20 protein-coding genes and 4 pseudogenes are annotated in these 24,382 nt (G+C 53.8%); 20 read left to right on the top strand and 4 right to left on the bottom strand.

The features are described from left to right. Positions 1 to 220: 220 nt before the first annotated feature. From BLT55_RS03250 to BLT55_RS33705, 7 genes and pseudogenes are all read left to right on the top strand, one after another. Entirely contained in the window at positions 221 to 925 is a 705-nt protein-coding gene (locus BLT55_RS03250; RefSeq protein WP_074799989.1) for a sulfatase-like hydrolase/transferase, read from the top strand. A gap of 38 nt (positions 926 to 963) precedes the next feature. Then, positions 964 to 1,494 (top strand): GTP cyclohydrolase II, encoded by a 531-nt coding sequence (locus tag BLT55_RS03245; protein ID WP_074799987.1) that lies wholly within the window; start codon positions 964 to 966, stop codon positions 1,492 to 1,494. A gap of 459 nt (positions 1,495 to 1,953) precedes the next feature. Next, positions 1,954 to 2,190, top strand: a complete 237-nt coding sequence (locus tag BLT55_RS31540; RefSeq protein ID WP_139206372.1) for a hypothetical protein — start codon at positions 1,954 to 1,956, stop codon at positions 2,188 to 2,190. 56 nt (positions 2,191 to 2,246) lie between these two features. Then, positions 2,247 to 3,368, top strand: a complete 1,122-nt coding sequence (locus BLT55_RS03235) for a hypothetical protein (RefSeq protein ID WP_054999232.1) — start codon at positions 2,247 to 2,249, stop codon at positions 3,366 to 3,368. A 31-nt stretch (positions 3,369 to 3,399) separates the two neighbouring features. After that, positions 3,400 to 4,065, top strand: coding sequence for an HAD hydrolase-like protein (locus BLT55_RS03230; RefSeq protein WP_054999233.1), 666 nt, complete (start codon positions 3,400 to 3,402; stop codon positions 4,063 to 4,065). A gap of 11 nt (positions 4,066 to 4,076) precedes the next feature. Further along, a complete protein-coding gene (locus BLT55_RS03225) occupies positions 4,077 to 5,207 on the top strand; it encodes an MFS transporter (protein ID WP_223862840.1) in 1,131 nt (376 codons plus the stop codon). 352 nt (positions 5,208 to 5,559) lie between these two features. Next, a pseudogene (locus BLT55_RS33705) lies at positions 5,560 to 5,637 on the top strand (helicase-related protein); the annotation flags it as partial. A gap of 100 nt (positions 5,638 to 5,737) precedes the next feature. Here BLT55_RS33705 and BLT55_RS03220 read toward each other — a convergent pair. Further along, positions 5,738 to 7,162, bottom strand: coding sequence for an IS1182-like element ISPsy6 family transposase (locus BLT55_RS03220; RefSeq protein WP_055001182.1), 1,425 nt, complete (start codon positions 7,160 to 7,162; stop codon positions 5,738 to 5,740). A gap of 73 nt (positions 7,163 to 7,235) precedes the next feature. Here BLT55_RS03220 and BLT55_RS34645 point away from each other — a divergent pair. The 11 genes and pseudogenes from BLT55_RS34645 to BLT55_RS03160 form a co-directional block, all read left to right on the top strand. Beyond that, positions 7,236 to 7,424: pseudogene (locus BLT55_RS34645) on the top strand (hypothetical protein); the annotation flags it as partial. A 677-nt stretch (positions 7,425 to 8,101) separates the two neighbouring features. Next, positions 8,102 to 8,287 (top strand): Com family DNA-binding transcriptional regulator, encoded by a 186-nt coding sequence (locus tag BLT55_RS03205; protein WP_055000164.1) that lies wholly within the window; start codon positions 8,102 to 8,104, stop codon positions 8,285 to 8,287. Between the two features lie 11 nt (positions 8,288 to 8,298). After that, positions 8,299 to 9,594 (top strand): glycoside hydrolase family 68 protein, encoded by a 1,296-nt coding sequence (locus BLT55_RS03200; RefSeq protein ID WP_074799982.1) that lies wholly within the window; start codon positions 8,299 to 8,301, stop codon positions 9,592 to 9,594. Between the two features lie 203 nt (positions 9,595 to 9,797). Then, a complete protein-coding gene (locus BLT55_RS03195) occupies positions 9,798 to 10,979 on the top strand; it encodes a glycoside hydrolase family 10-like protein (RefSeq protein WP_074799979.1) in 1,182 nt (393 codons plus the stop codon). 226 nt (positions 10,980 to 11,205) lie between these two features. After that, the gene (locus tag BLT55_RS03190) at positions 11,206 to 11,919 is read left to right on the top strand and encodes a hypothetical protein (protein WP_074799977.1); all 714 of its coding nucleotides are present in this window, start codon (positions 11,206 to 11,208) and stop codon (positions 11,917 to 11,919) included. Positions 11,920 to 12,030: 111 nt separating this feature from the next. Continuing rightward, positions 12,031 to 12,777 carry a TIGR03759 family integrating conjugative element protein gene (locus BLT55_RS03185; RefSeq protein ID WP_074799974.1) on the top strand — a complete coding sequence of 249 codons (747 nt, stop codon included), beginning with the start codon at positions 12,031 to 12,033 and terminating at the stop codon, positions 12,775 to 12,777. Next, positions 12,762 to 13,319, top strand: coding sequence for a lysozyme family protein (locus BLT55_RS03180; RefSeq protein ID WP_004667210.1), 558 nt, complete (start codon positions 12,762 to 12,764; stop codon positions 13,317 to 13,319). The genes BLT55_RS03185 and BLT55_RS03180 overlap by 16 nt, the downstream gene beginning before the upstream one ends. Next, complete coding sequence (locus BLT55_RS03175; RefSeq protein ID WP_055001159.1) at positions 13,316 to 13,819, top strand: integrating conjugative element protein; 504 nt, start codon at positions 13,316 to 13,318, stop codon at positions 13,817 to 13,819. Before BLT55_RS03180 ends, BLT55_RS03175 begins: the two co-directional genes overlap by 4 nt. Positions 13,820 to 13,830: 11 nt before the next feature. Beyond that, the gene (gene traD, locus BLT55_RS03170) at positions 13,831 to 15,990 is read left to right on the top strand and encodes a type IV conjugative transfer system coupling protein TraD (protein WP_074799971.1); all 2,160 of its coding nucleotides are present in this window, start codon (positions 13,831 to 13,833) and stop codon (positions 15,988 to 15,990) included. Positions 15,991 to 16,029: 39 nt separating this feature from the next. Then, a pseudogene (locus BLT55_RS03165) lies at positions 16,030 to 16,778 on the top strand (TIGR03747 family integrating conjugative element membrane protein). Between the two features lie 9 nt (positions 16,779 to 16,787). After that, positions 16,788 to 18,245, top strand: a complete 1,458-nt coding sequence (locus BLT55_RS03160) for a UvrD-helicase domain-containing protein (RefSeq protein WP_074799969.1) — start codon at positions 16,788 to 16,790, stop codon at positions 18,243 to 18,245. Between the two features lie 237 nt (positions 18,246 to 18,482). Here BLT55_RS03160 and BLT55_RS03155 read toward each other — a convergent pair whose 3' ends face one another. Further along, positions 18,483 to 18,734, bottom strand: coding sequence for a phosphoribulokinase (locus BLT55_RS03155; RefSeq protein ID WP_162234971.1), 252 nt, complete (start codon positions 18,732 to 18,734; stop codon positions 18,483 to 18,485). A 219-nt stretch (positions 18,735 to 18,953) separates the two neighbouring features. On the opposite strand from BLT55_RS03155, the pseudogene BLT55_RS34640 reads away from it, so the two are divergent. Together BLT55_RS34640 and xopQ are read left to right on the top strand one after the other, a co-directional pair. Next, positions 18,954 to 19,106: pseudogene (locus tag BLT55_RS34640) on the top strand (type III secretion system effector protein); the annotation flags it as partial. Between the two features lie 49 nt (positions 19,107 to 19,155). Continuing rightward, positions 19,156 to 20,280 carry a type III secretion system effector XopQ gene (xopQ, locus tag BLT55_RS03145; RefSeq protein WP_244159014.1) on the top strand — a complete coding sequence of 375 codons (1,125 nt, stop codon included), beginning with the start codon at positions 19,156 to 19,158 and terminating at the stop codon, positions 20,278 to 20,280. 115 nt (positions 20,281 to 20,395) lie between these two features. Here the strand turns inward: xopQ and hopD1 are convergent, their stop codons facing one another. Further along, positions 20,396 to 22,522, bottom strand: coding sequence for a type III secretion system effector HopD1 (gene hopD1 / locus BLT55_RS03140; RefSeq protein ID WP_074799961.1), 2,127 nt, complete (start codon positions 22,520 to 22,522; stop codon positions 20,396 to 20,398). Positions 22,523 to 23,090: 568 nt separating this feature from the next. Beyond that, on the bottom strand, positions 23,091 to 24,335 hold the full coding sequence (locus tag BLT55_RS03135) for an ATP-grasp domain-containing protein (protein ID WP_007247282.1): 1,245 nt from the start codon (positions 24,333 to 24,335) through the stop codon (positions 23,091 to 23,093). Positions 24,336 to 24,382: the final 47 nt, after the last annotated feature.

Below are 24,382 nucleotides of genomic sequence, written 5' to 3'. Positions count from 1 at the left end.
CTCTGGAGGCCTTGATTTATCAGGGGGCAACAGCTGGGTTTTAGAATAAATCAGCGTCTCCCTAGCAATGTCAGAACGGAGTGTGCTATTTATTACTGTGGATTCATGTCGTTATGATTCTTTTTCTCAAGCCAGGACGCCGACTTTTGACAGTCTCGGTCATACACGCGCGGCGGGCACCCATGGAACGTACACGCTACCGGCACACATGAGCTTTTTCATGGGCTATCTGCCTTCCGTTATCACGCCTCCTTTCAATGATTTCTATAGTCCTGAAGTACGCCAGCTATGGCGTCTCGCTTCAGGACGCCGACGCGACCCTATGACCATCGGTGTCAGCATTGACGGTGAATCGGTCCCCAAATCCTACGCAAAACGTGGCTTCCGAGTGATTGGTGCCGGGGGTGTTCGCTGGTTCAGGCATCCTGCGCTGGCCAAGCATTTCGATACCTTTCATTTTTATGGGAAGAATGACTTCGTTTCCGTGTTTACGGAAAGGGAGGCTTATGAGTTTCCACTGAATCATATTGATGAGCTTGTTGATGAAATAGGCAGCGACCCGTTCTTCCTGTTTATAAATTGTCCTGAAACCCATGTACCCTACGACTGCGGTGTCGCGCCTTTGCCGGAATCAGCAAAAGAAACAATAAAAAAACATAAGAACTTGTGGGGGTTGAAAAAAGCGTTCTCTCACGAGGTGGACGTGGATACCGCTGCGCTCGCGCAGTTGCAAAAATTACAAGTGACAGCGCTGGAAGAAGTCGATCGAAAAGTGGGCATTCTCCTATCGAAGATTTCTCATCCACTGTTGGTGGTCATCGCTGGCGATCACGGCGAATGCTTTGGGGAGGACGGTATGTGGGGGCATGGTTATCCGCATGAAAAAGTCACCGAAGTTCCTCTTCTTATTGCAACCGTCAACTAATAACGGTTGTTTAATTCGCAGTCATTACAGGTTGATTTATGCCTGATTTTCAAGTTCTAGATGCTGCATGGGGTGCAACGATCACAAATGATATCGGTAAGTTTTATATAGGTGCCATGGAGGCCAATTATAAAGGCCAACTATTTCATCACATGTTTGCCTATCGAAATCTAATGTCCCCCGTTCCTTTGCGAATTCAATCGGCCTGCGCGCTGGGGCATATTGCAGGCGATCATGAGTGTGACTGCTGTACACAGATGACCGACGCCATGCATACACTCAATCGGCTGGATAACGGTTTGATTATCTACACGGACGAGCATGACGGACGAGGTAGGGGACTCGTAAGTAAAGTCAGAGTTTACACAGAAAGGCAACAGCACAATCTTAGCAGCTTGGATGCTTGTATGCGTTTGGGGCTCGACTATGATCTTCGCGACTTCGGTCAGATTGCCGAAATATTGAAGCATCTGGACATTGTCGATGTGTACCTCCTTTCCGAGAGTGCGGAAAAAAAGGCCGCATTGGAAAGCCGAGGTGTCAAGACCCACGTAATGACTCCAGCATGACATCATCGATTCTCTACTTTTGCGGTCCGCATGGCGCGGGTAAATCTACCGCCATCAATCAATTGGTAACTCACAGCAGGTATTCCCGGGGCTTTGCTTTCTCATTCCAGATACCTGAGACATCCGCGTACCAACGGGCCAGCGTTCGCGCCATAAAATACCTTGTTGAACAAATAGAGAATAAAAAAGCTCCACGCCCCACCACGGTGCTGGCAGACCGTTGTATCTACGATACCCTCTGCTACATCAACGCCTACCAGGAACTAGGGAGGCGCTGATTTATTCGATTTTTCGTCCCTGCAACGCTCTGGAGGCCTTGATTTATCTGGGGGCAACAGCTGGGTTTTAGAATAAATCAGCGTCTCCCTAGGTTGGATAACGGAAGATGAAACCAGGCGATTAAACGAACACATCGACCGCCTTTTCCTTCCCCATGGCTTTCCTGACGTGCTGGTTTGCATGCTTCCGGATCTGCACGTATTGCGAGAGAGACTGCACTGTCGTGCCCTTGATGGTGAGCTGCGTTGGCAACATGACAACCTTGCGCTTTTACAGGCAGTGCATGCCCAATACGAGAAGCTGTGCGAAGAACTGCTCGCTTCCGACAAGCGAATACTGAAATTGATGAATGAACCGGCTGATCAACAGTACGAATACATTATCGATTTTATCCAGCATCTTCAGGGGCATCATTGACCGCAAGTGTAGGAACAGAGACCCCAACCGAACCGCTACTTTGAGACGAACACACGATGGACAAGTATCTCAACGCTCTTATGACCGTGTATGAACGAGAAAGCGCGCACTCGAGATTCTCGACAGTGTTCGGTTTCATGGGCACCACGCTCAAGGTTACCTTGGCGGATGCTGGCACCTTGCGCCTCTTCAGCGCTTATGTATCACCTTATTTCGCGGTGCCGCTTCAAGAAGACGATTCTTGCGTTCGGTATGCGGTAAAGGTCAACACCGGGGCGCTTCCCGCCGAGCTTGAACAACTAACCCATGGCTTTGAGGCACAGGCTGAAACGATGCCGTGGTATTTCGGAGCGACCTTGCAGGTGTTGCGAGTCGGTGATTTTAGACTGGCACACGCAGTGGACAGCGGTTGGATGTTGTTTAGCTCAAACTCGGTAATCGTTTGGTGCATCTCCGATGAGGTCAGCGCGCTGTTACTGGCCGTACGCTTGTCACGTGAAGCGATGATCACGCTCAGCGAACATGACCTGCTCAGGATTCATGGCGGCTTTATCTCATTCGAACACAGTGGCTGTTTGGTACTTGGCGGTTCCGGTGCTGGAAAGACTTCGCTGCTAATCAATAGTTTGCGCCACCCCGGAGGCAGCTTTTGTGCCAACGACAGGAGCCTAGTTTACCTGGACGGCGATTGTCTGGCTGCCCATGGGAGCCCCATACAAAGCCAGGTGGGCGAGTTTCATCTACGTGACATTGCCGAACTGCACTTGCCTGCGAATGAGCATTACGTGAGCCCGAGCGGCGAGATCGGCTTCTGGTCAAAAACACATCCCTTTAAAAAAGCTTCGCTCTCTCCCCGTTTGCTGGCCAGGCTGTTTAATTCTCCGATGCGATCTCACGGACGCATTGATGCGGTCGTCATTCCTCGACTCTCCTCGGAGACTGCCACCGTCGTTGGAATTGAAGAGATCCACCACCACAAAAGAACGCTGCTGATGGACCAGGTCCTGAATGAGGACAATGCCTTCCCTTCCTCCATATTCGATCTGACGGCCAAACCTCTGCCAGAACCAGTGATCTCGGCGTTATGCCAACGGCCATGGTACTTTTTAAACGGTTACTTCAACGATGGAGCAGTCGTCAATGTGCTTGAAACCACCGTCAGGCGTCAGCCCCTTTGAAGAAGCCCTTTCTCTATCAGGAGGTCAACACGTGACCGATTCCACCATTATTTTCGATATGGACGGCACTGTCCTCGACTCGGCTCCCGGAATCCTTGAGAGTTTGACGTATGCCATCCGTCAAATGGGCCATGATTTTATTCCCGTCGCCGAGACGCAGAAGCTATTTGGCCCCCCAATGAAGCAAATTGTCGCAGAGCTTTTGGCGCCCTACGCAGACGATCGAGTCGACGAGTGCGTCCACTTGTACCGCTCCCACTACAGGGAGCAAGGCCTGTACAAAAGCTTTCCGTACACAGGCATAAGCAATGCGCTCAGTCATTTTTCGAACCGTAACTACTCGCTCTTTATTGCGACCTCTAAACGACAAGAATTTGCTGAAAAAATGCTTACCTACAACGGATTGTTCAATGCTTTCCAGTCGATCTTCGGCACTTCACCCGACGGTAAACTGGATGACAAGGCTGATCTGGTGAAGGCGCTGCTGGCATCCCTTGCGAAGCCCCCATCTAGCGTTTTCATGATTGGCGATAAACGTGATGACATGCAGGCTGCGCAGCTAAATGCAATAAATCCGGTGGGTGCACTGTGGGGCTATGGGGCCATCGATGAATTGAAAAACAGTGGGGCCGTGGCCTTGGCCGATACACCCTGGGCATTACCCTCCGTAGTTGACAGTCTGCTGCCCGCAGCCTGATAAGGAGCGACATGACCCCCACCGCCAATAGCAGCCGCCTGCTCGACATCATGAAAAATCCTACCTTCGCCGGGTATTGGGTTGGCACGTTGGTACTTCAGATCGTCTTTCAGACGCAAACATTGCTGTTTGCCTGGTCGTGGAGCGCGGGCCATGTTGACGCAGCCTTCTGGGTCTATTTCGCCAGTAACGCGCCTTTTGCCATACTCACTCTGTTTGTAGGTTATCTAGGCGATCGCTACTCTCGCAAAGGGCTGCATTTCATAGGGCAGGTTTTGATTGGCGTGAGCTGTGTGTTGGGTGCCGTCTACTTCATACGAAGCCCGAGTTTCGCTTTAGGGATGAGCGCGTTGCTCATCCTGAATGCCGGCATTGCGATCAGGGGGCCGTCCTATCAAGCAACGATCATCTCCCTGTTTGGCGAGAATGATATAGATACGGTGTTGTCGGTTCACGGGTTGGCGGTCAGCATTGCAAAACTGGCCGGCCCCTTATTCGTTGCGTACGTCATACACCAGAGCCTAACCGCGCTACCAGCTCTGGTCGGTATTGTCGCTAGCCTTTGGACGGTAATGGTCATCGTTTTCTGGGATAAGGCCCAATGGCGTACCACCATCAAAAACAATGGGGTGGACAAGGCTCCACCCACGTCACTCATCAATTTAACATCGGCAAAGAACCTGCTCTTGGTCGGAGCCCTAGCGTTTGGATGCTGTAGTGTCCAAACCCTGCTGCCTTCTCTGGTCAGACTTCACTACGGCGACAATGCGACCCGGTACACATTGCTGATGGTATTTTGGGGAGTTGGGGCTCTGCTTGGAACCTTTTCGGGTCGTTTTTCGATCCGACTCTTCGCCCGGTACGAAGAGGCTGTGTTGACGCTCATCTTCTCGATAACTACAACACTGCTCGCGCTGACATCGCATGTAGTCATTCACGGCCTGGCGCTGTTACTTTGCGGCTGCGCCTTGTTTATCCTATTCATACGATTGTGCGGTGACCTGACGAGAGCCTCGCCGCCGGGCCAGAGAGCCTTCAGACTGTCCTTGTACTTTTTTTCAAATTACCTTGGAGGGACGCTAGTGTACTGTTTTCGAAAAAACCATCTACTGAATAACGGAAAATTCAAATTTTATCAATGACTTAGGTTGCAGGTCATGGGTAAATTATTTCGCAAACAGTACACTAGGGGCGTTGGCTTGGGGGTTGATCGCACGGTTTCAAGGGGCGAACTCCGCTATGTTGATAGCGAGCATTCTGGTCCTGCTGCTCGGCTCGATCATGTTTAATAAGCAGCGACGTCTGCCATGACTTGACCTGCCCGGTGGTGAACCAAGCCAATCCGCTGATTTGGATGTCATTGTCCATGACCCATTGAAGGTCAACATCGGCTTCGCCGCGATGGTGCAGATGTTGACCAAGTGCGCACTACGATGAAGATATTTCACAGGCTTTCGTAGGAAGCGCCCGGCCCTAGGGCATCAGCGGCGACACATGCAGGCGGGTTACAACGTCTACACGGTGCAACAGGCGGCAAGGCGTTCATGGAGGATCGGACAGAAGCAGGACGTGAGCAGACTGTGTGAAAACACACTGATGAAGGCCCAAGCAAACGCCCCGACTTGTTCGGGGCGTTTTTTTTGTATTGGCAGCAGACGAAAAAAATGTCCGCTCAGCCCATCAAAGCCATCAGATGGCGCACACCGAGCACTTTAATCGCTCGTTTCAGGTTATAGGCATTCACCGCCAAGGCCATTTCAGCTTTTGTACCCTCCAGTTGTCGCAGCAAGAAACGGCCATTACCAAATAGCCATTGCTTGAGGTTGCCGAAGGGGTGCTCAACGATGGATCTTCGGTTGGCCATCATCTCAGGATGCGCCTGCATTCTTTGCTCCATCCGCTCGAAAGCCTCTTCATGGGCATGTCGTGAGACATAACGGCGCCGGGCTCGAGTGCATTGCGTTTTCAGCGCGCAGTTGGCGCAGTCATCGACCTCAGCCTGATAGATCCGATCACCTTTGTTGTGCTGTTTTAGCGTTAACCATTTGCCTGCCGGACACTGGAAACGATCGTGTCCGGTCTCATAGATAAAGTCTTTTCGCTCAAAGAGCTGCTCTTCCTGACTGCCAGGGTTTTTCGAACGATTGGGCGGTACATAGGCCGTAATCGAAGCATCCTCGCAGGCCTGAAACTGCTTGCCATTGGAGTAGCCGGCATCGGCAGTGACCGTCAGATCATCTTGCTGTAACTCTGCTTTGGCGGCCTTGGCCATCGGCTCCAGTTGCTTTCGGTCATCGCCATCTTGGGTGACCTCATGATGCAAAATCAGGCAATGCTCGGCGTCCACGACGGTTTGCACGTTGTAGGCCACACGTGGCCCTTTGGCCGTGCGCATCATTCGGGCATCGCTTTCATGGGTGTTGAACTGCTCGATGCCCATCGAACGCATCAGTGCCTGGCAACTCTGATTATCCTGTTGTCGAGCCTCAAGCTGTGCCAGGGCTACCTTGATTGCGCTGCGATCAATTGAATCTGTGGTTTCAGCCTTGTCGGCCTCATCCAGCTCGGCCAGATACTGAGCGATGCGCTTATCCAGTTTTTCTTCCTGGCGCTTGAGCTGCTTCAAATTCACATGACGCCGTGAGGATGCGACCGCCTGAAACTTGCTGCCGTCGATGGCCACCAACTCACCGGCGATCAAGCCTGCCGTGCGACAAAACCGAACGAAAGCACGGCAGGTCGCGATGAAGGCGGGTTTATTGTTCTTGCGAAAATCGGCGATGGTCTTGAAGTCGGGCTTGAGCCGGTTGATCAGCCACATCACTTCGATGTTGCGCTGACACTCGGCTTCAAGACGTCGCGATGAGCGAATCCGCTGAAAATAGCCGTAGAGGTAGAGTTTTAGCTGATCGGCGGGATCATAAGCAGGGCGCCCCGTGCTTTTTGGAATCGCTTTATCGAAGCCCAGTTGCACCAGATCGAGCCTGGCAACGTACAGGTCAATGACACGAACGAGGTGATCCTCGGGGATCAACTCTTCCAGCGAGACCGGGAATAGGCTGGTCTGGCTGCGGGACTCACCTTGGATGTAGGCCATAACGAAAAATGCTCTGTATCTTTCGATACGGAGCATTTTCTTTGAGCGCTGCGCAGATTGCTAGGTTTTCACACAGTCTGTGAGGGTGATTTTTTTCGGTTACATCGGCAGTTCACAGATCACCTGCCTGCAGCTGATGGCCAAGAAAATCGCCGTATCGCAGAGCACATCAGGTGATGTTCCAGAGTCCGGACTGGACTCGTTGAATCAGGACGGTGATTCTGTAGAAATGGCGCTCGCCAGACAACTCATTAACGCTTGACCATGGCCACCTTCGGGTGGCTATGTTTTATCTTCTTCTGAATGAGTAGGCGACTGGGAACTCTTCTGCGTCTAACGGAGCCTTCGGGCTCAGATTAATTGCGAACGGGCTTGCATTCATTAGGGACGCACGTACTTCAACAGACCAATGTCACGGGCATTGATCAGCAACTGATGCACCGCCAAACCCGACAGGGTCCGTACGTAAAGCATTTGGACACCACACAGCACGCAACTCGAGAGATCACGGTTTAAGAGCTGTTTGCTCATCTGAGCAAAATGGAGTGGTGGCGCTTTGCCAGGTTTCTGCATCGTCAGCCTCGGTAGACGAAAAACGCCGGTATCGTGAATTGATGAGCAGCTTGATACTTCACGTACTTTAAATTCCGTTTTCTGAAGCGCCCCCAATGAAGCGCTGTCTCGTACCGTTTATCCGGATCAATTGCGCAACTGTGGTCGAACTCGTGTTGAACTCCGGCCAAACTCGACCTACCCCGAAACTGCCCCTTTCCAGCCTTTCCGGAGGGGGGTAAAAAGGTACCACGATATGCGATTTGCGCCTCAGGGCAGCCGCCGGATACGGGCTTTCCAACAGCGCCAACCGGTAAATTGCGATCCCCTCCAAACCCCGCCTCGGCGGGGTTTTTCATTGGGCGAAGCATAAGGAGACCATTACAAATGTTGAAAGACTATCGATGCGGGCAGTGCAAGAAGCTGCTGGCCCGCATGGGTGACTACACCGAACTCCAGATCAAGTGCTCCCGCTGCGGGACGTTGAATCATGTGAAGGCCGTGAGCCTTGAGTTATCGCCTTTGAGCAACAGAGGTACAGCAGCGTCGCTGCTGCCTCCCACAACTATCTGAAGGTATCAATTATGTACAATAGCAACTCTGCTGTAAGCCAGCTCCAAAATAGTCCTCTCGTAGATAACATCAAATACCCACCTACTGTCTGGTCCCGCGCCGATGCGCTGAAGGTCAATGAAAATGACCCGACCACCACGCAGCCACTGGTCAGTCAGGACTTTCCGGTCATGAGTGACACGGTATTCATCTGGGACACCATGCCGCTGCGCGAGCTGGATGGCACGGTGGTTTCGGTCAACGGCTGGTCGGTCATCCTGACCCTGACGGCTGACCGTCACCCCAATGATCCGCAATATCTCGACGCCAATGGCCGTTATGACATCAAGCGTGACTGGGAAGACCGTCATGGCCGCGCACGCATGTGCTACTGGTACTCGCGTACCGGCAAGGACTGGATCTTTGGTGGTCGTGTAATGGCCGAGGGGGTATCGCCCACCACTCGAGAGTGGGCGGGCACACCCATACTGTTGAATGACAAAGGCGATATTGATCTCTATTACACCTGCGTCACGCCCGGCGCAGCAATCGCCAAAGTACGTGGCCGTATTGTGACGTCCGATCAGGGCGTGGAGTTGAAAGACTTTACCCAAGTCAAAAAACTGTTCGAGGCCGACGGCACCTATTATCAAACCGAAGCGCAGAACTCGAGCTGGAACTTTCGCGACCCCAGTCCGTTCATTGATCCTAATGATGGCAAGTTGTATATGGTGTTTGAAGGCAATGTCGCCGGTGAACGCGGTTCGCACACAGTAGGGGTTGCCGAACTTGGCCCTGTGCCACCGGGTCATGAAAACGTCGGGGGTGCCAGATTCCAGGTGGGTTGTATCGGTCTGGCGGTTGCAAAAGATCTCAGTGGCGAAGAGTGGAAAATACTTCCGCCATTGGTCACTGCCGTCGGCGTGAATGATCAGACCGAGCGCCCGCACTATGTCTTTCAAGACGGCAAGTATTACTTGTTCACCATCAGTCACAAGTTTACGTATGCCGAAGGTCTTACAGGGCCAGACGGTGTCTACGGTTTTGTCGGCGAACATTTGTTCGGTCCGTACCGGCCAATGAACGCTTCCGGCCTGGTGCTCGGCAATCCGCCCGAGCAGCCTTTCCAGACGTATTCCCACTGCGTCATGCCGAACGGTCTGGTGACTTCGTTCATCGACAGCGTGCCCACCGACGGCGAGGATTATCGTATCGGCGGGACCGAAGCGCCGACGGTGAGAATCCTCTTGAAAGGGGATCGCTCGTTCGTGCAGGAAGAATATGACTACGGTTATATTCCTGCGATGAAGGACGTGACGCTGAGCTGACACGTCGTTCCCATATAATGCCTAAAGAACGCCTGTGAGAGCAGGCGCTCTTCGTGCGCTCAGCCCAGCAGCTCGCTTCGGCTATGGTTACATACCAGCGCATTGGCAGGTGTAGCGCTCGTTCATGCATAGGCATTTCAAAATGCCCATGCATGGACAGCATATTTCGTTCCCTCAGAACCATACTCAAAGGAGAAATCGCAATGGCGACTGCGAACAAAAATCTCAAGGCGACTTGGGTCGCAACCGTTACGAATCTTGACTGGCCGTCAGCCTCATCTCTGGCCATCACTGATGAGGCCGCACGTGTCAGTGCACAGAAAGAAGAGTTGACCGGCATTCTTGATGATATTGCGGCAATGAAAATGAATGCAGTGATATTCCAGGTTGTTCCCTGCGCAGATGCATTCTACGCATCAGACCTGCTTCCATGGTCGAAGTACCTGACGGGGACGCTGGGGAAAAATCCCGGCTTCGACCCACTGGCTTATGCTGTTGAGCAGGCGCACGCTCGTAATATCGAGCTGCACGCATGGGTGAACCCGTACCGCATATCAATGAACACCAGCGATGCCACAATAGAAGAGCTGAATAACTCATCCTCTGACTCGCCGGTCAGTGTGTTTAAACTGCATCCTGAATGGACAGGCACTTCAGCGAAGCGCTTTGTTCTCAATCCCGGCGTGCCAGAAGCTCAGGCTTGGGTGAGTAATATTGTTGAAGAAATTGTCACCAAATACGATGTTGATGCCATTCAGTTCGATGATTATTTTTATTATGAATCCGCAGATTCCCTGCTGAATGATGATGCTACCTACCAGACATACAATACGACCTTTACCACAAAGGCCGACTGGCGACGAAATAACACGTATTCGCTGGTTGATGCATGCCATAAAAAAATAGCGGCAGTTAACACAGATGTCTTGTTTGGTATCAGCCCGGCAGGCGTCTGGCGTAATAAATCTGATGACCCGCTGGGGTCTGATACGCAGGCAGGTGCACCCAATTACGATTTTGCGTATGCAGACACCCGGAAATGGGTAATTGACGGCATCATTGATTATATCGCCCCACAGGTCTACTGGCCGTTTGCCCGGGAGGTTGCCCGCTATGACGTCATCACACGGTGGTGGGCGGATACCGTCAGTGGTACCGGCACAGCGTTATATGTTGGTATGGCTCTGTATAAAGTGGGAACGGCATCAGAGGCCGAGCCCGACTGGACTGTTGAGGGAGGCGTGCCTGAAATTACCCGTCAGCTTGACCTGAATGATTCTCTGGCTGAGGTGTCCGGGTGCATGTTTTTTCGACATATGTTTCTGCGGGCCTCACAGACTCAGCAGGTGGTTGACTACCTGAAGCTTCGCTGGGCCGACGTTTAAGTAGACGCTGATTTATTCTAAAACCCAGCTGTTGCACCCTGACAAATCAAGGTCTCCAGAGCATCGCCGGGGCGAAAAATCGAATAAATCAGCGGCTCCTTAGCTTGAAAGCAATAAGCCTGGTTACACACTCGCGTTCTAAACCTATTCAACCATAATAATGGTTTGCTGCTGCATAGATGGACCGCTTTTGCGAACGTGCCTCACATCTTGAGTGAGGTCCTCCATGAAGCTGCCACTGCGCCCTTCTCTTTCCCGTTCTGCCATCCTGCAAATACTGACCCTGATCGTCCTGATCGGCACGCTGGTCTACCAACAGTGGCAGATTTTCCACCTCAAGGCCGACTTTGAGTCCGCTGCGAACCTGGAAACCGTAAACGCCATCACCCTACGCATCAACGGCGTGGATGACCGGCTCGATGCCGCCAGCCAGTTGAAGTCCGTGACCATCGATGATTTCAGGGCCGGCCAGCAGGCTCTGTCCAACCGCATCGATGCCGTTCAAGCCCTCCTGAAGCAGGTGCAGGAAGCGGCGAAGGACGCTGCCCAGCAGGGTGCTTCGATGCAAGAGGTTGTGGTCATGGGCGCTAGGATCGAGGAGCTTCAAGTAAAACTCCAGGACTTGCGTGCAACTAAAGCCGCATCTGCTCAAGTCACTGCTGCGGCCAAGCCAAAGACTCCTGCCCCCTCCCGCAAAACAACAGCACAAACCAAAGCTCCAGAGGCACCTCCACCGTTTTCGGTCGTGGGTGTGGAGTATCGCGGAGGGGAACGTTTCTTGTCAGTTGCCCCGCCTGGCAGCACTCAACTGAGCCAACTGAACCTCATACGCCCCGGCGATATGGTCGCAGGGAGCAACTGGCAGCTCAACAGCCTGGATGAATCCCGCGCACTGTTCAGCATCAACGGCTCCACCCGCATTCTGCCCCTGCGTCCTTAGGGAGCCGCTGATTTATTCGATTTTTCGTCCCTGCAAGGCTCTGGAGGCCTTGATTTATCTGGGGGCAACAGCTGGGTTTTAGAATAAATCAGCGTCTCCTTAGAGGTTCATATGTCCATCTACAACCTGAGAATGTTCACACTGGTGGGAATAACCCTGCTGACACAAGTGGGCTTGGCCAACGCGGCGACCAACAACTCCCCACAGTCCAACAGCCGGGAGCAACAGAGCGTGTTGACCGACAGCCAGTCGCAATCCAGCGACGAGATGTTGGCCCGGGACTGGAACCTCAGTTCCCAAGAATGGCAGCGCTACCAAACGCTGATGCAGAGTTCACGAGGTGTGTATTCCCCCGGGCTGGATCCGCTGACTGCATTGGGTATCGAAGCCCGCAATGATGAAGAGCGCCGGCGGTATGCAGAGCTCCAGGTCAAAGCCGAGGCGCAGCGCACGGCAAAAGAATTGGCGTATCAACGCGCATATGACGATGCCTTCAAACGCCTCTATCCCAATCTGATGCCCATCTCCAGTTCGGCGTCCCAAGGTGCGACCGGGAGCCCTGCTAACCAGGGCAATGGCCGATTGGCAGTATTCGTCAAGGACGATTGCCCGGAGTGCTCAGTTCGGGTTAAGGCCCTTCAAGCTCAGAAGCAGCCGTTTGACGTCTACATGGTGGGTAGCCAGAACGACGACGAGCGAATTCGCAACTGGGCGATTGTCTCGGGGATCGACCCTGCGAATGTCAGAACCCGACAAATCACCCTCAACCATGACGGTGGACGCTGGCTTGGCCTGAGCCTGGGTGGCGAGTTACCGGCCGTTGTGCGAGAGGTGAATGGGCAATGGCTGCGTCAGTGACGTGGGCAGGCCTTGCCCTGCTGTGCTTCGCGCTGACAAGTCACGCAGCCGAGCTGCCTCCACCGGCTTATCAGTTGGCTGCCCACGCCGCGAGCATCCCTTCGGAAGTGCTCTACTCAGTGGCGCTGCAGGAAAGCGGGGCAAAGTTGCGTGGGCAGCTTGTGCCGTGGCCCTGGACACTGAATGTCGCCGGCGCGGGTTACCGTTTTGCAACCCGCGCAGATGCCTGCACCGCCCTACTCATAGCACTGGTTCAGGCAGGCCCAAAGCGTGTCGACGTGGGTCTGGGACAGGTGAACATGGGCTGGAACGGCCAGAGGTTCAAATCAAGCAATCCGTGCGACGCGCTCAATCCCTACAAAAACCTCGATGTGACTGCGCAGATCCTGGCTGAACAGCGAGCGCTTGGTGGTGACTGGATCACCGTCGCCGGACGCTATCACCGGCCTGCCGGCGGCGCTCCAGCCGCCAATTATCGCAAGGCCTTTGCCAAACATCTCAGCCGGGTAACCGGCATCCAAATGCTGGTGACCAATCCATGACCCAATCAGTGAACCTCGGCGCAGCGCTCTGCCTGCCATTTATGATCTGCCAGGCTGCAGAGCTCACCGTGGTTGAAGACAAAGGTGGTGACTCAGCGTTGCCTTACTATCGATCTCTCAATCCCGAGCCCTCTTCTGTCCCAAATGACCTGACCTCACACCTGAATCCTGTAGCAGCACAGGGATTACCGGTACGCACCACTCGAATGACTCCAGGATCCGTTCAGGGCCGGATCATCAACGCGCCAGGCCTGCAGCCGTTGTTCCTGATAGGGGACGATGAAACATCACGCCGATGGCTCCAGGAGCGCGGCGCGGTGCTTGAACAGATGCAGGCCGTAGGACTGGTGGTCAACGTCGCCACGCCAGAGCGACTTGCTGTAGTCAGGAGCTGGTTGCCCAACACGCTAGTATACCCCGCCTCTGGCGATGACCTGTCTCAACGACTCGGCCTGAACCACTACCCGGTGTTGATCACCCCAACTGCCATCGAGCAATAGGAGGTTGGGTTATGGCTCATGAATACGCCATCGAATCCCTACTCAGACCCGCCGTTGAGCTGTACACCGTGTACGTGTGCGCTGCCGGTGCTTTTCTATGCGTGTTCGCGCCTTGGGCGTTCGCGCTGACTCCGCTGTTCGGCATCGTGACGGCTGCGGGCTTTCTGGCTTTGGGGTTAGTGCGCCTGAAACAGGCATGGCATGTGCTGCGCTATCGACGAAATATCCGTCGTCTGCCTCATTACACGATGACCAGTAAAGAAGTGCCGGTGAGCAATCAACGTCTATTCATTGGTCTGGGCTTTCGCTGGCAGCAGCGCCATACCCAGCGCCTGATGGACACATACCTGCCGAAGTACGCCAGCTACGTTGAAGCCACCTCACTGTTCCGTGCAGCACGCCGCTTTGAGGAGAGAGCGGAGTTCGCTCCATACCCTGTCCGGCTTCTGGCCAGAGCCACATCATGGGACGTGCCCATCAATCCTGTGCGACCTCTGCCACCCGTCGGCGGGTTGCCAAGGCTGCACGGCATCGAGCCATACGAGGAGAACGTCTCTCTCCCTTTGGGTGAGCGGGTAGGCCATTCAATTGTTCTGGGCACCACGCGTGTCGGAAAAACACGCCTGGCGGAATTGTTCATCACTCAGGACATCCGGCGAAAAAAGCACGGCCAGCACGAGGTCGTCATCGTCTTCGACCCGAAGGGCGACGCCGATCTGCTCAAACGCATGTATCTGGAAGCCAAACGCGCCGGACGCCTGAACGAATTTTATGTGTTCCACCTGGGCTGGCCTGATCACTCGGCACGCTACAACGCCGTTGGGCGTTTTGGGCGGATTTCGGAGGTGGCCACCCGGATCGCAGGCCAACTCTCAGGGGAAGGTAACTCAGCAGCATTCCGTGAGTTCGCATGGCGTTTCGTGAACATCATCGCAAGAGCCCTTGTCGCATTGGGCCGTCGACCTGACTACCTGCAGATCCAGCAGCACGTGATCAACATCGAAGGGATCTTTCAAGAGTATGCCTCTAAATACTTTGATGAGTCTGATCCAAAGGCTTGGGAGGCGATCGTTGCCATTGAGGGCAAGCTCAACGATAAAAACGTACCGTTCAATATGAAGGGCCGGCCGTTCCGCGTGGTGGCCATCGATCAATACCTGTCTCAGACGCGCGTTGCAGATCCAGTGATGGATGGACTGCGCAGCGCGGTCCGCTACGACAAGACCTATTTCGACAAGATCGTCGCCTCGCTGCTGCCACTGCTTGAGAAGCTGACAACAGGCCGCATGGCGGAACTGATCTCGCCGGACTATCAGGATGTGAATGATCCGCGACCGATCTTCGACTGGATGCAAGTAGTCCGCAAAAAGGCTGTGGTCTATATCGGCCTGGACGCCTTGTCGGACACTGAGGTCGCTGCTGCCGTCGGCAACTCGATGTTCTCCGACCTGGTCTCGGTAGCAGGCCATATCTACAAGTTCGGTGTCGACGACGGACTACCGGGCGGCGTCCCTGGCACCAAAGTGCCTATCAACCTCCACGCCGATGAGTTCAACGAGCTGATGGGTGAGGAATTCATTCCGATGATCAACAAGGGTGGCGGTGCCGGCATGCAGGTGACTGCCTACACCCAGACCATGAGCGATATCGAAGCGAAGATCGGTAATAAAGCCAAGGCTGGCCAGGTGATCGGTAACTTCAACAACGTGTTCATGCTGCGCGTCCGTGAAACGTCCACCGCCGAGCTGCTCACAAACCAGTTGCCTAAGGTTCAGGTTTTCACATCCACACCGGCCAGCTCGGCGAATGACAGTGCAACGGGCAATACCGCGTTCACGTCCTCCAGCCATGACCAGGTGCAGCAGGTCAGCGTGCCAATGATTGAGCCCGCGCACGTCGTCGGCCTGCCCAAGGGCCAATGCTTTGCGCTCATGGAAGGCGGCAATCTGTGGAAAATCAGAATGCCTTTGCCAGGGCATGATCCTTATGAGGTGATGCCGGCAGATCTGCAAGCCCTGGCGGAAAGCATGCGTCAGACCTATCAGGTGGGCAAGGTCGACGACACGGGTTGGTGGTCAGCGCCTGGTTATCAGACGCTCAACGAGTCGCTGCCTGCTGATCTGCTCGACGACTTCAAAAAAATTGCTGTAGCTCCCGAGGACGCGGCATGACTTTCGGCTTGTTGAACGACCGGCGGGAGGTCATCTGATATGGCAGACGTTGCCGACCGTGCGAAACAGCAACAAGACCAGGAACAGACGCTCATCGGTTCACTGTTCACCCTGCCCTTCCGGTTCGCGGCAGTGATGTTCCTGTCTCTGGGGGGGCCATCATCGTCGAATGGATCTGCATGTACTTTTTCTGGCCGGAGGCAGGTTGGCAGCATGCTCGTGCAATACTCGATCATGAACTCAGTTGGCTCTCCAAAGGGTTCCTGCAGAGTGTGGTTGTTCAAGAGCCTGGCCGAACAGCGACATGGCTGGTTCAAACCACGTATGACTGGCTGGTGGTCAAGACCGGGCTTCAGGACTGGGTTCAACACACGTCTGATTATGCTGCGACAGGACAACGAACACGCGGTTTCGATATGCGTTACATGCTGGGCGTGGGAGTCAGCAAGTTTCAGGATTACGGCCTCGCGGCTCTCTACACGACACTGGTGTTTTGCGTACGCCTGGTGATCCTCACCCTTGCAATCCCGTTATTTATGATGACGGCGTTCGTGGGTTTCGTCGACGGACTGGTGCGCAGAGACTTGCGGCGGTTCGGTGCCGGCCGTGAGTCCAGCTACCTGTATCACAAAGCTCGGGCAACGATGGTGCCGCTGGTGATAATCCCCTGGAGCCTTTACCTGGCTCTGCCATTCAGCGTGAGCCCTTTGCTAGTGCTCCTGCCATGCGCGGCGCTGCTCGGCCTGGCGGTCAGCATTACGGCGTCCAGCTTCAAAAAATACCTCTAGGTGCCCTCCATGCAATGGACAGAAGAACAACTGCCAGCTATTCACTCCTTCGCAAAGAAGCTACTGGTCCAGGCGTTTGCCGGTACCGGGAAGACAACGACACTCGTCGGTTACGCCACGCATAACTCGTCGGTCAAAATGCTGTACCTCTGCTACAACAAAGCCGTTGAGATCGCGGCAAAGAACCGTTTTCCACGCAACGTGACCTGCAAAACAGCTCACGGCCTCGCCTACGCTGTCTATGGCAGCCAGTACAAACACAAGCAGGCCGGCAATCTGCGTTTGACCGACATCGCAAGGACGATCAATACGCAGGATTGGGAGCTGGCCAAAGACATCGTCTCGACCCTCAATGCGTTCATGGCCAGCAAAGACCTGGAGCTGAAGGAGGATCACTTCGTGCGATTCCAGAGCAACCGCACGCTGACCTCGGTCCAGCAACAATACATGAGCAAAGCGCTGAATCTGACCATGGACGTTTGGGACAAGATGGTCGATATCAACGATCGCTCAGTCTCCATGACGCACGACGGCTATCTGAAGCTGTACCAGATGAGCCAGCCGGATCTGAGCCAGCGCTTCGGTGCGATTTTGCTCGACGAAGGGCAAGACGTGAACCCGGTCATTGCGAATCTGGTCCAGATCCAAAAAATCACGCAAGTCACCGTCGGTGATCGACATCAGCAGCTCTATCGGTTCAGAGGCGCTGTGGATGCTTTAAACAGCCCAGCGATGAGGGACGCCGAGAAACACTTTCTGACTCAGAGCTTCAGGTTTGGGCCGGCAGTTGCCTACGTGGCCAACGTCATCCTGTCCTTCAAGGGTGAAAAGATCCCCCTGCAAGGCCTGGGACAGCCGACGTTGGTGAAACGAGCCTTACCGGACGATCTCCCTCACCGCACCTACCTGCACCGTACTGTGAGCGGTGTGATCGAGAACGCGCTGCGCCTGGTCAACCAAAACCACCGCAGGCAGTGGATCGGAGGGATCGACAGCTATTCCTTGCGCGATCTGGAGGACCTGTTCTATTTCAGCCGGCACATGAATCACCAGGTCCAGCAGCGAAAACTGCTCACTGACTATGCCGATTACGACCAGTATGTCGTGATCGCGAAGGCCACGCAGGATCCTGAGATGCTGCGTTCGATCAAAATCATCGAAAACTACCCAGACCTACCTCAACGAATCGAGCAGCTGCGTGCTGCTTCTGTCACGTCGGAGCTCGATGCAACCGTGACCCTCAGCACCGCGCATAGAGCCAAAGGTCTGGAGTGGGACTTCGTTGGGCTTTATGACGATTTTTCGGCAGATCCGCTCTCGCCTGACATCGACGCCGGCAAACGCGACGATGAGCTGAACCTTCTGTACGTAGCTGTCACAAGAGCCATGAAGATTCTGGCCGTCAACTCACTCGTGATCGACATCATGCAGCGCTTCAAGGACATGAAGCAGCGCTCAAGACCTTGATAAGCTGCACCTTGCGACGCTCAATTGCCATGACCAATATGCGTACCTTAAGTGTAGCGGCTTGCAATCGAAAACAGCCGTGCTCGCAATCAGCGCAATTTTCGGCTCAGATTAACTGCGACTGACGGAGCCGTCGGGCTCAGATTAATTGCGAGCGAGCTTGCATTCAGCCGCATCGGCTTGCATTCCATCTTCTCCGACTCACATTAACTGCAACTGACCGGTCTTCGGCCTGAATCAAATCGGCAGCCCTGCGGCCAGCATTTTGTCACGCAGTTCAGCGGCTCGGGCCGGATCGAGCGCGTTGCTGAACAGCGCCTTGATCTCGGTGGGTCTGGCGTCGAACTGTTCGACCAGATCCTTGATGCGGTAGCCATGGCGCGTCAGGGTTGGTTCCAGATCATCCAGTTGCCGCGACAGCACGGATTCCACCAACTCCGCTGAGACAGGTTTCTCGCCTGTCAGGTATCCGGCGGATAAAATCCGCATATGTTGTAACCCGGAGCGCGCCGCACTTCACCCTAGTGATGAAACCGAAACGGCGTTGCTTGCCACACAGCAGGTTCATCTATCCAGGAGGTCGACTCAATGCATCGTCCTATCACCGCAGGCCATACCACCTCACGTCTCATCCTAGATCAGTCAAAACAAATATCACGTACTCCATCGGAAAGTAGCGCGCAATCAGCACTTTCTCAGCAAGCAAGCATGAGCAGCCCAGTTTTGGAGCGGTCGAAAAGTGCGCCAGCTTTATTGACTGCGGCACAGCGCACGATGCTTGCACAAGTGGGAGCCTGTAACTCTCATCTGACCTCAGATGAAAATATGGCCATCAACGAACTGAGATCACACAAGCCCCTTTTACCTAAGGAGACGCTGATTTATTCTAAAACCCAGCTGTTGCCCCCAGATAAATCAAGGCCTCCAGAGCGTTGCAGGGACGAAAAATCGAATAAATCAGCGCCTCCCTAAGGATACGTGGTTTTTCACTGATCCTAACAAGGACCCGGATGATGTCGTGACCTACACCTTGGGCAAGCAATTGCAGGCTGAGGGCTTTGTGCACATCACGGACGTAGTGGCAACACTGGGTGATGCTGAAGTTCGCTCTCAACGTGCCGAGATGGCCAAAGGCGTGTTCAACAAGCTTGAGTTGCATGACGTGCATGTGTCGCGTGGTCGGGATTACGCAATGAATTCGCTTCAGTCGAAGGAACATGCCAAATTTTTACTGGAAGGTCATGCTTTAAGGGCTGGACCTGGTGAAATACACCGCGACAGCTTGCAGGACATGAGCAGGCGCCTGGCCCGTGCGCCACATGGAGTCGGTATTGTCGTAATTGCAGGCATGAGTGATATCAATGCGCTCATCACTACCTGCCCAGATATGGTGCGCAAACGGGTTGATGACATCACCATCATGGGCGGCGTCGAGCCTTTAAAGGACGCAGATGGTTTTGTACAGCCTGATGCACGCGCTTACAACAATGCGACCGACATGGACGCTGCGCGCAGTCTTTATCGGAAAGCGCAGGAGCTTGGCATTCCACTTCGTATAGTGACAAAGGAGGCGGCCTATAAAACGGCGGTTTCGCCTTCATTTTACGAAGGGATAGCGGGGAGCGGACATCCAGTAGGCCACTACCTGAGAGACGTTCAGAAGAGTGCGTTGAAAGGCCTCTGGGAAGGTATTCAAGCTGGATTGCTTCCCGGGTTGGATGACTCATGGTTCTTTCGGACGTTCATGCCGAATGCACAGATTGAAGCAGCACAACTGGATAAAAATAAAGAGAGTTCGTTTGAAGATATCTGGCCTAAGGTGACGAAGCTAAACCTGTATGATCCTCTGACATTACTGGCCTCAGTGCCAGGGGCGGCAAAACTGCTATTTAAACCAAAAGCTATACACACAGAAGGATTTGGTGTTGTAGAGCAAGTAGGTCCAGATGATGTGACGCATCCAGAGAAAGCAAAGTTATTGATGTCCGCTTTAGCCAAATCTGCGCTTGTCCAGTCGACGGTAGCCCCAGATTGATCCGTAGTGCCGACAAATGTGGGACCGTCCGCGATGGCGAGGGTAGCACGGTGAAAAACCATGCTACCCGCCTGACTGCTGCTCGTGAAGTCCAGTAGATCGCGTCGACTATGATTCAGGGTGCGGGCTGCCGCGACGTGTCGGGCACAGCCAGGTCTTGATACGGAATACGTTCGGCCAATGGAGCCTCACCGTATCCAAGCTTCCGAACCAGGGCGGGAATTGCCTCAAAGCTGGCATTCATGCCGTTGACAATCGCAGATCCCACATGGCGCAGGAACTCGCTCCGGGGAGCCAGCATTTGATGTAGCTCCTCTGCGGAAATGTCACGGTCTCCAGCTTCCATGTGCTGGCTGGCCCGCGCAAGGATGGTTTGTACCACGCGTGCATGCTTGGCATTGTCGGAATCAAATAGCCCGGGAACGTTGACACGCCCGCCAAGCGCCAACGCGTTCAGAGCGATGGCTTCGATTGGATTGAAGACGGCGCTCCGGAAAATACGCAGTACCTGTTCCGACAGCAGCCCGGTTGCCTTGTTGCTGGCAATCAGTGGAATCATCCCGACAATCGATGCCAGCCCCATGGACTTGACAGCGGTGCTTTCGCCCGGAGCGATATCCAGCGCATGGCGCGTCATCCGCTCAATCGTCTTTTTGGTGTCCACCCCCTCGCCTGGATGAGCCATCACGCCGTCCTTCATGCTCTGGAATAAGCCAGCACGCATCAGCTCTTCACTTTCCTTGACCTCGGGTGGAATACCGGAGGCGGCGCCAAAGATGGCCCCTTCAGTTGTCACTGAGTTTGCCGCAAGATCGCCGACTCTGGATTTGAAACCTGCATACTGCAAAACATTATTGGGGAATGACACCACCGAGGAAATGGCACCGGCCTTCAACGCCTTGGGAAGTAGATCGCTCATGGACCACTCCTCACCTTTCATGCCCTTGATGATGGCAAGTACGCACATGGTGTCCATGGACTCGATAATCAAAGGAGGCACTGAATCGATTCCAGCCAATTGCAGGGCATATTGGCTCGGTGAGAAATTTTTGCCGAAGATGGCATTTTTCAACAGCTCAGAAGCGCCAAGCTCCCATGCCGAGCCGAGTATGCTGCTGACCCCGATGCTGCCGGCTAGACCGCCGAGCTGGAATTCCTTCTTGGTGGCTACATGCAACAATTCCTGTGCGCCCAGGCGAACCTGAAGATCGTCGTCCCCCTTGAGTTTCTGGTTGATGAACTCGGAGAGGACATCGTCATTGGACGTGATCTTGGGAGCACATGAGGCGAGAAACGCTTTCGCGCTATTCTGGCCGATTGATGCGTTTGGACCAAATGCCGCAGCCCCCCGCTCGATGGCCTTGAGCAATAAGGGGATATGGATGTCTGCGTTGACATCCTCATCTACACGCTCCGACGAGTTGGCACCGGACATCAGTTGCGCCTTCTCCACAGTGAAGGCGCCTTTGAATTCCTCAAGTGCTTTCTCAATATCCCGACGTGGCCGCATTTCCAGCTGGACCCCGGCAATGCTCGCGGCCTGTGGTGGAAATGCCTGGTCGGCCTGCGCAAACGATAGCAGGGCCTGCACTACCGGGTTATCGGAAACAAGGCTACCAGAGTCCCTGCGGACCGACCCGATATGCACGGGCTTTGGCTGTGATGGCGGACGAGAATGGTCTGGCGAGCTCAGTAACGGAGTTTCCAGGCTACTGCTGTCTACTGCATCTTGTGAGAGAACGCGACTCATACCTAGATGGGTCCGTTCACTCAAGACAGAAGATGCTGAACCATGTGCGGGCGGGGGGCTGGGTACGTCGAAGGATATGGCTTTCGAAGAGCCATGCAAATGTGCGCTGACGATGTCGTACTCCGACTGATCATTTAATCGGGCCTGAACCGTCAGCTCGTTATTAATCAAGTGGTCGGCTCTTACGGTATCGGTATCATCTGGCAGACAGATTGGCGCTTGATAGGTTACTTGCATGTCGTTACTGGATTGAAATTGAAGTGTGCCATCCAGCAGAGCGTTGAGTACCAATGATGCAATGCTTTGGTGTTCGGCACTAGCTGAGGAGCTTGCTAGAGCGTTGAGAGCTTGGTGAGCGCTGTCGCTCAATTGAGAAAGTGAAATACTTTCAGGATGGGATTGCTGGGCCTGAGGGCCCACCGCGTCTAATGGCTGACCGCCACTGATTGGGGGAGTTGTAATGTTGTGTTGAATAGATTGTAGAGGATTCATAGCGCTATCAGCTGTCCCGGATGAATTAATCGGATCCAATGTGTGGTCGCAAGGGCTCTTGGGTTCCAAAGACAGACTCAAAATCGGCGAATGCGTCGAGTGGGAAGCACACCACTGACATGGACACACTGCGCGACGAAATGCTCACGGCGGATTTGCCGATCTGCCCCGCTCATTTTCACTCGCAGCTAATGTGAGTTGCCAGCGATGTAATGCAAGCAGACGCAGTTGAATGCAAGCTTGCTCGCAACTAATGTGAGCCAGAGGGCTGCGTCAGTCGCAGTTAATCTGAGCCGAAAAGTGTGCTGATTGCGAGCACGGTCGTTTCCGATTGCAAGCCGCTACACTTAAGGAGACGCTGATTTATTCTAAAGCACAGCTGTTGCCCCCAGATAAATCAAGGCCTCCAGAGCGTTGCAGGGACGAAAAATCGAATAAATCAGCGGCTCCTTAAGGAAGGTTCTCACGCGCCAGCCGATGCATCGGGCGATGCGAGACAGATCAGTTGCTGCCACATAACTTGCGACCGGTTTGATTCAAGCCGGGATGCCCGGACGGGTACTGTCTATCAACCACGCGCAGCTTCTGCATGCACTTGATAATGCTCCTCAACATATTTCAAGTCATGAGCGACGCTGCCTCGATCGCCACAGAATACAAAGGCCCCCAAACAATCCTTGTGGCAGAAAAATTCACCTGAAGCGATATCGCCTACCTGCGCAATTTTCTTCATCTTCAGTGTTTGCAGGGTTTCCATACTCGACAGTGAAACCCGAGTGACATAAAGCATTTCTTTGGCCAAGTGTTTTTTAGGGAACGTCATATAGCCAAACGCCTCGCCCTTACGGTCAACGTGCAAGGCATCGACAAGCCCTAACTGGACGGCAAGATGAATGAAACGCAGGTCTATTCCATAAGCGATTTTTATCATATCGACAGTGGAAGCCCCACCGGGCCGATAGGCAATCTCAAGTAATTCAAATCCGTCGCCCGCATCACCAAACGCTTCAATATGGTAAACACCATCAGGCCCTTCAAAAGCGGACAACACTCGCTCGATGAATGGACGCCATAGGGTGTGTAGATCGTCTTCTGCAAGTGAAAAATATCCCAGTGGACATTCGGCCAGATAATCGATGGGTTTACCTAGGTACTCACCTGCAGACAGGAACGCCAGCTGCCCTTTTAGAACCACCGCATCAATTTGATAAAGGGGTTGTGAATTGTAAGTCTCAATAAGATACTGGTGCTCGTTCATATCCTGATAGTCATCACTTTCGGTGGCATATGCCTCAGAAAGTTGCTGGGCCTTAGTAATGATTCTGACCCCTACAGCGCCCGCCAGAGACCGAGGCTTCAAAATAACCGGAAACGTCACCTCTCCACGCGTAATGTCATCAAGCGACAGTTCTTTTGCTGTCGGGATATTGAACGTTTGGGCAATGTGTTTCATTCGCTTTTTATCACGGAACCGTGTCGCCACGTCAAACGTCAATCCAGGCAGCTGCCAACAGTCGTTGGCCCATGCAGCAATGTATACCGCAAACTCGTCATTCGGAATGACGGCGGTGACGGAATATTTCGTTGCAATCTGGCCGAATACCTTTTCGACCTCGGTGTGAACGGCAAAGTCTCGGATCACAAAGTGTCCATCGCGATTCAGCTCCTCTCCCGCCTGCCCCAGAAGATCCTCCAGAAGGTAGATGAACGTCCAGGCAGGGATCGGGTAGAGACTCCTGATTCGGGAGACCACCTCGCTTACATCCAGTTCGGAAGAGACGATCAGAATAGTGTTTGGCTTATTTTTGTCCATGACCTGATAGCTCTTTTAAATGTGGTTATCATTAATTGCGCAAAGGG

Origin of the sequence: Pseudomonas cannabina (assembly GCF_900100365.1) — a bacterium.
Taxonomy (GTDB): domain Bacteria; phylum Pseudomonadota; class Gammaproteobacteria; order Pseudomonadales; family Pseudomonadaceae; genus Aquipseudomonas; species Aquipseudomonas cannabina.
The sequence above is the reverse complement of the archived record's forward strand: the minus strand, read 5'-3'. Positions and strand labels throughout refer to the sequence as shown.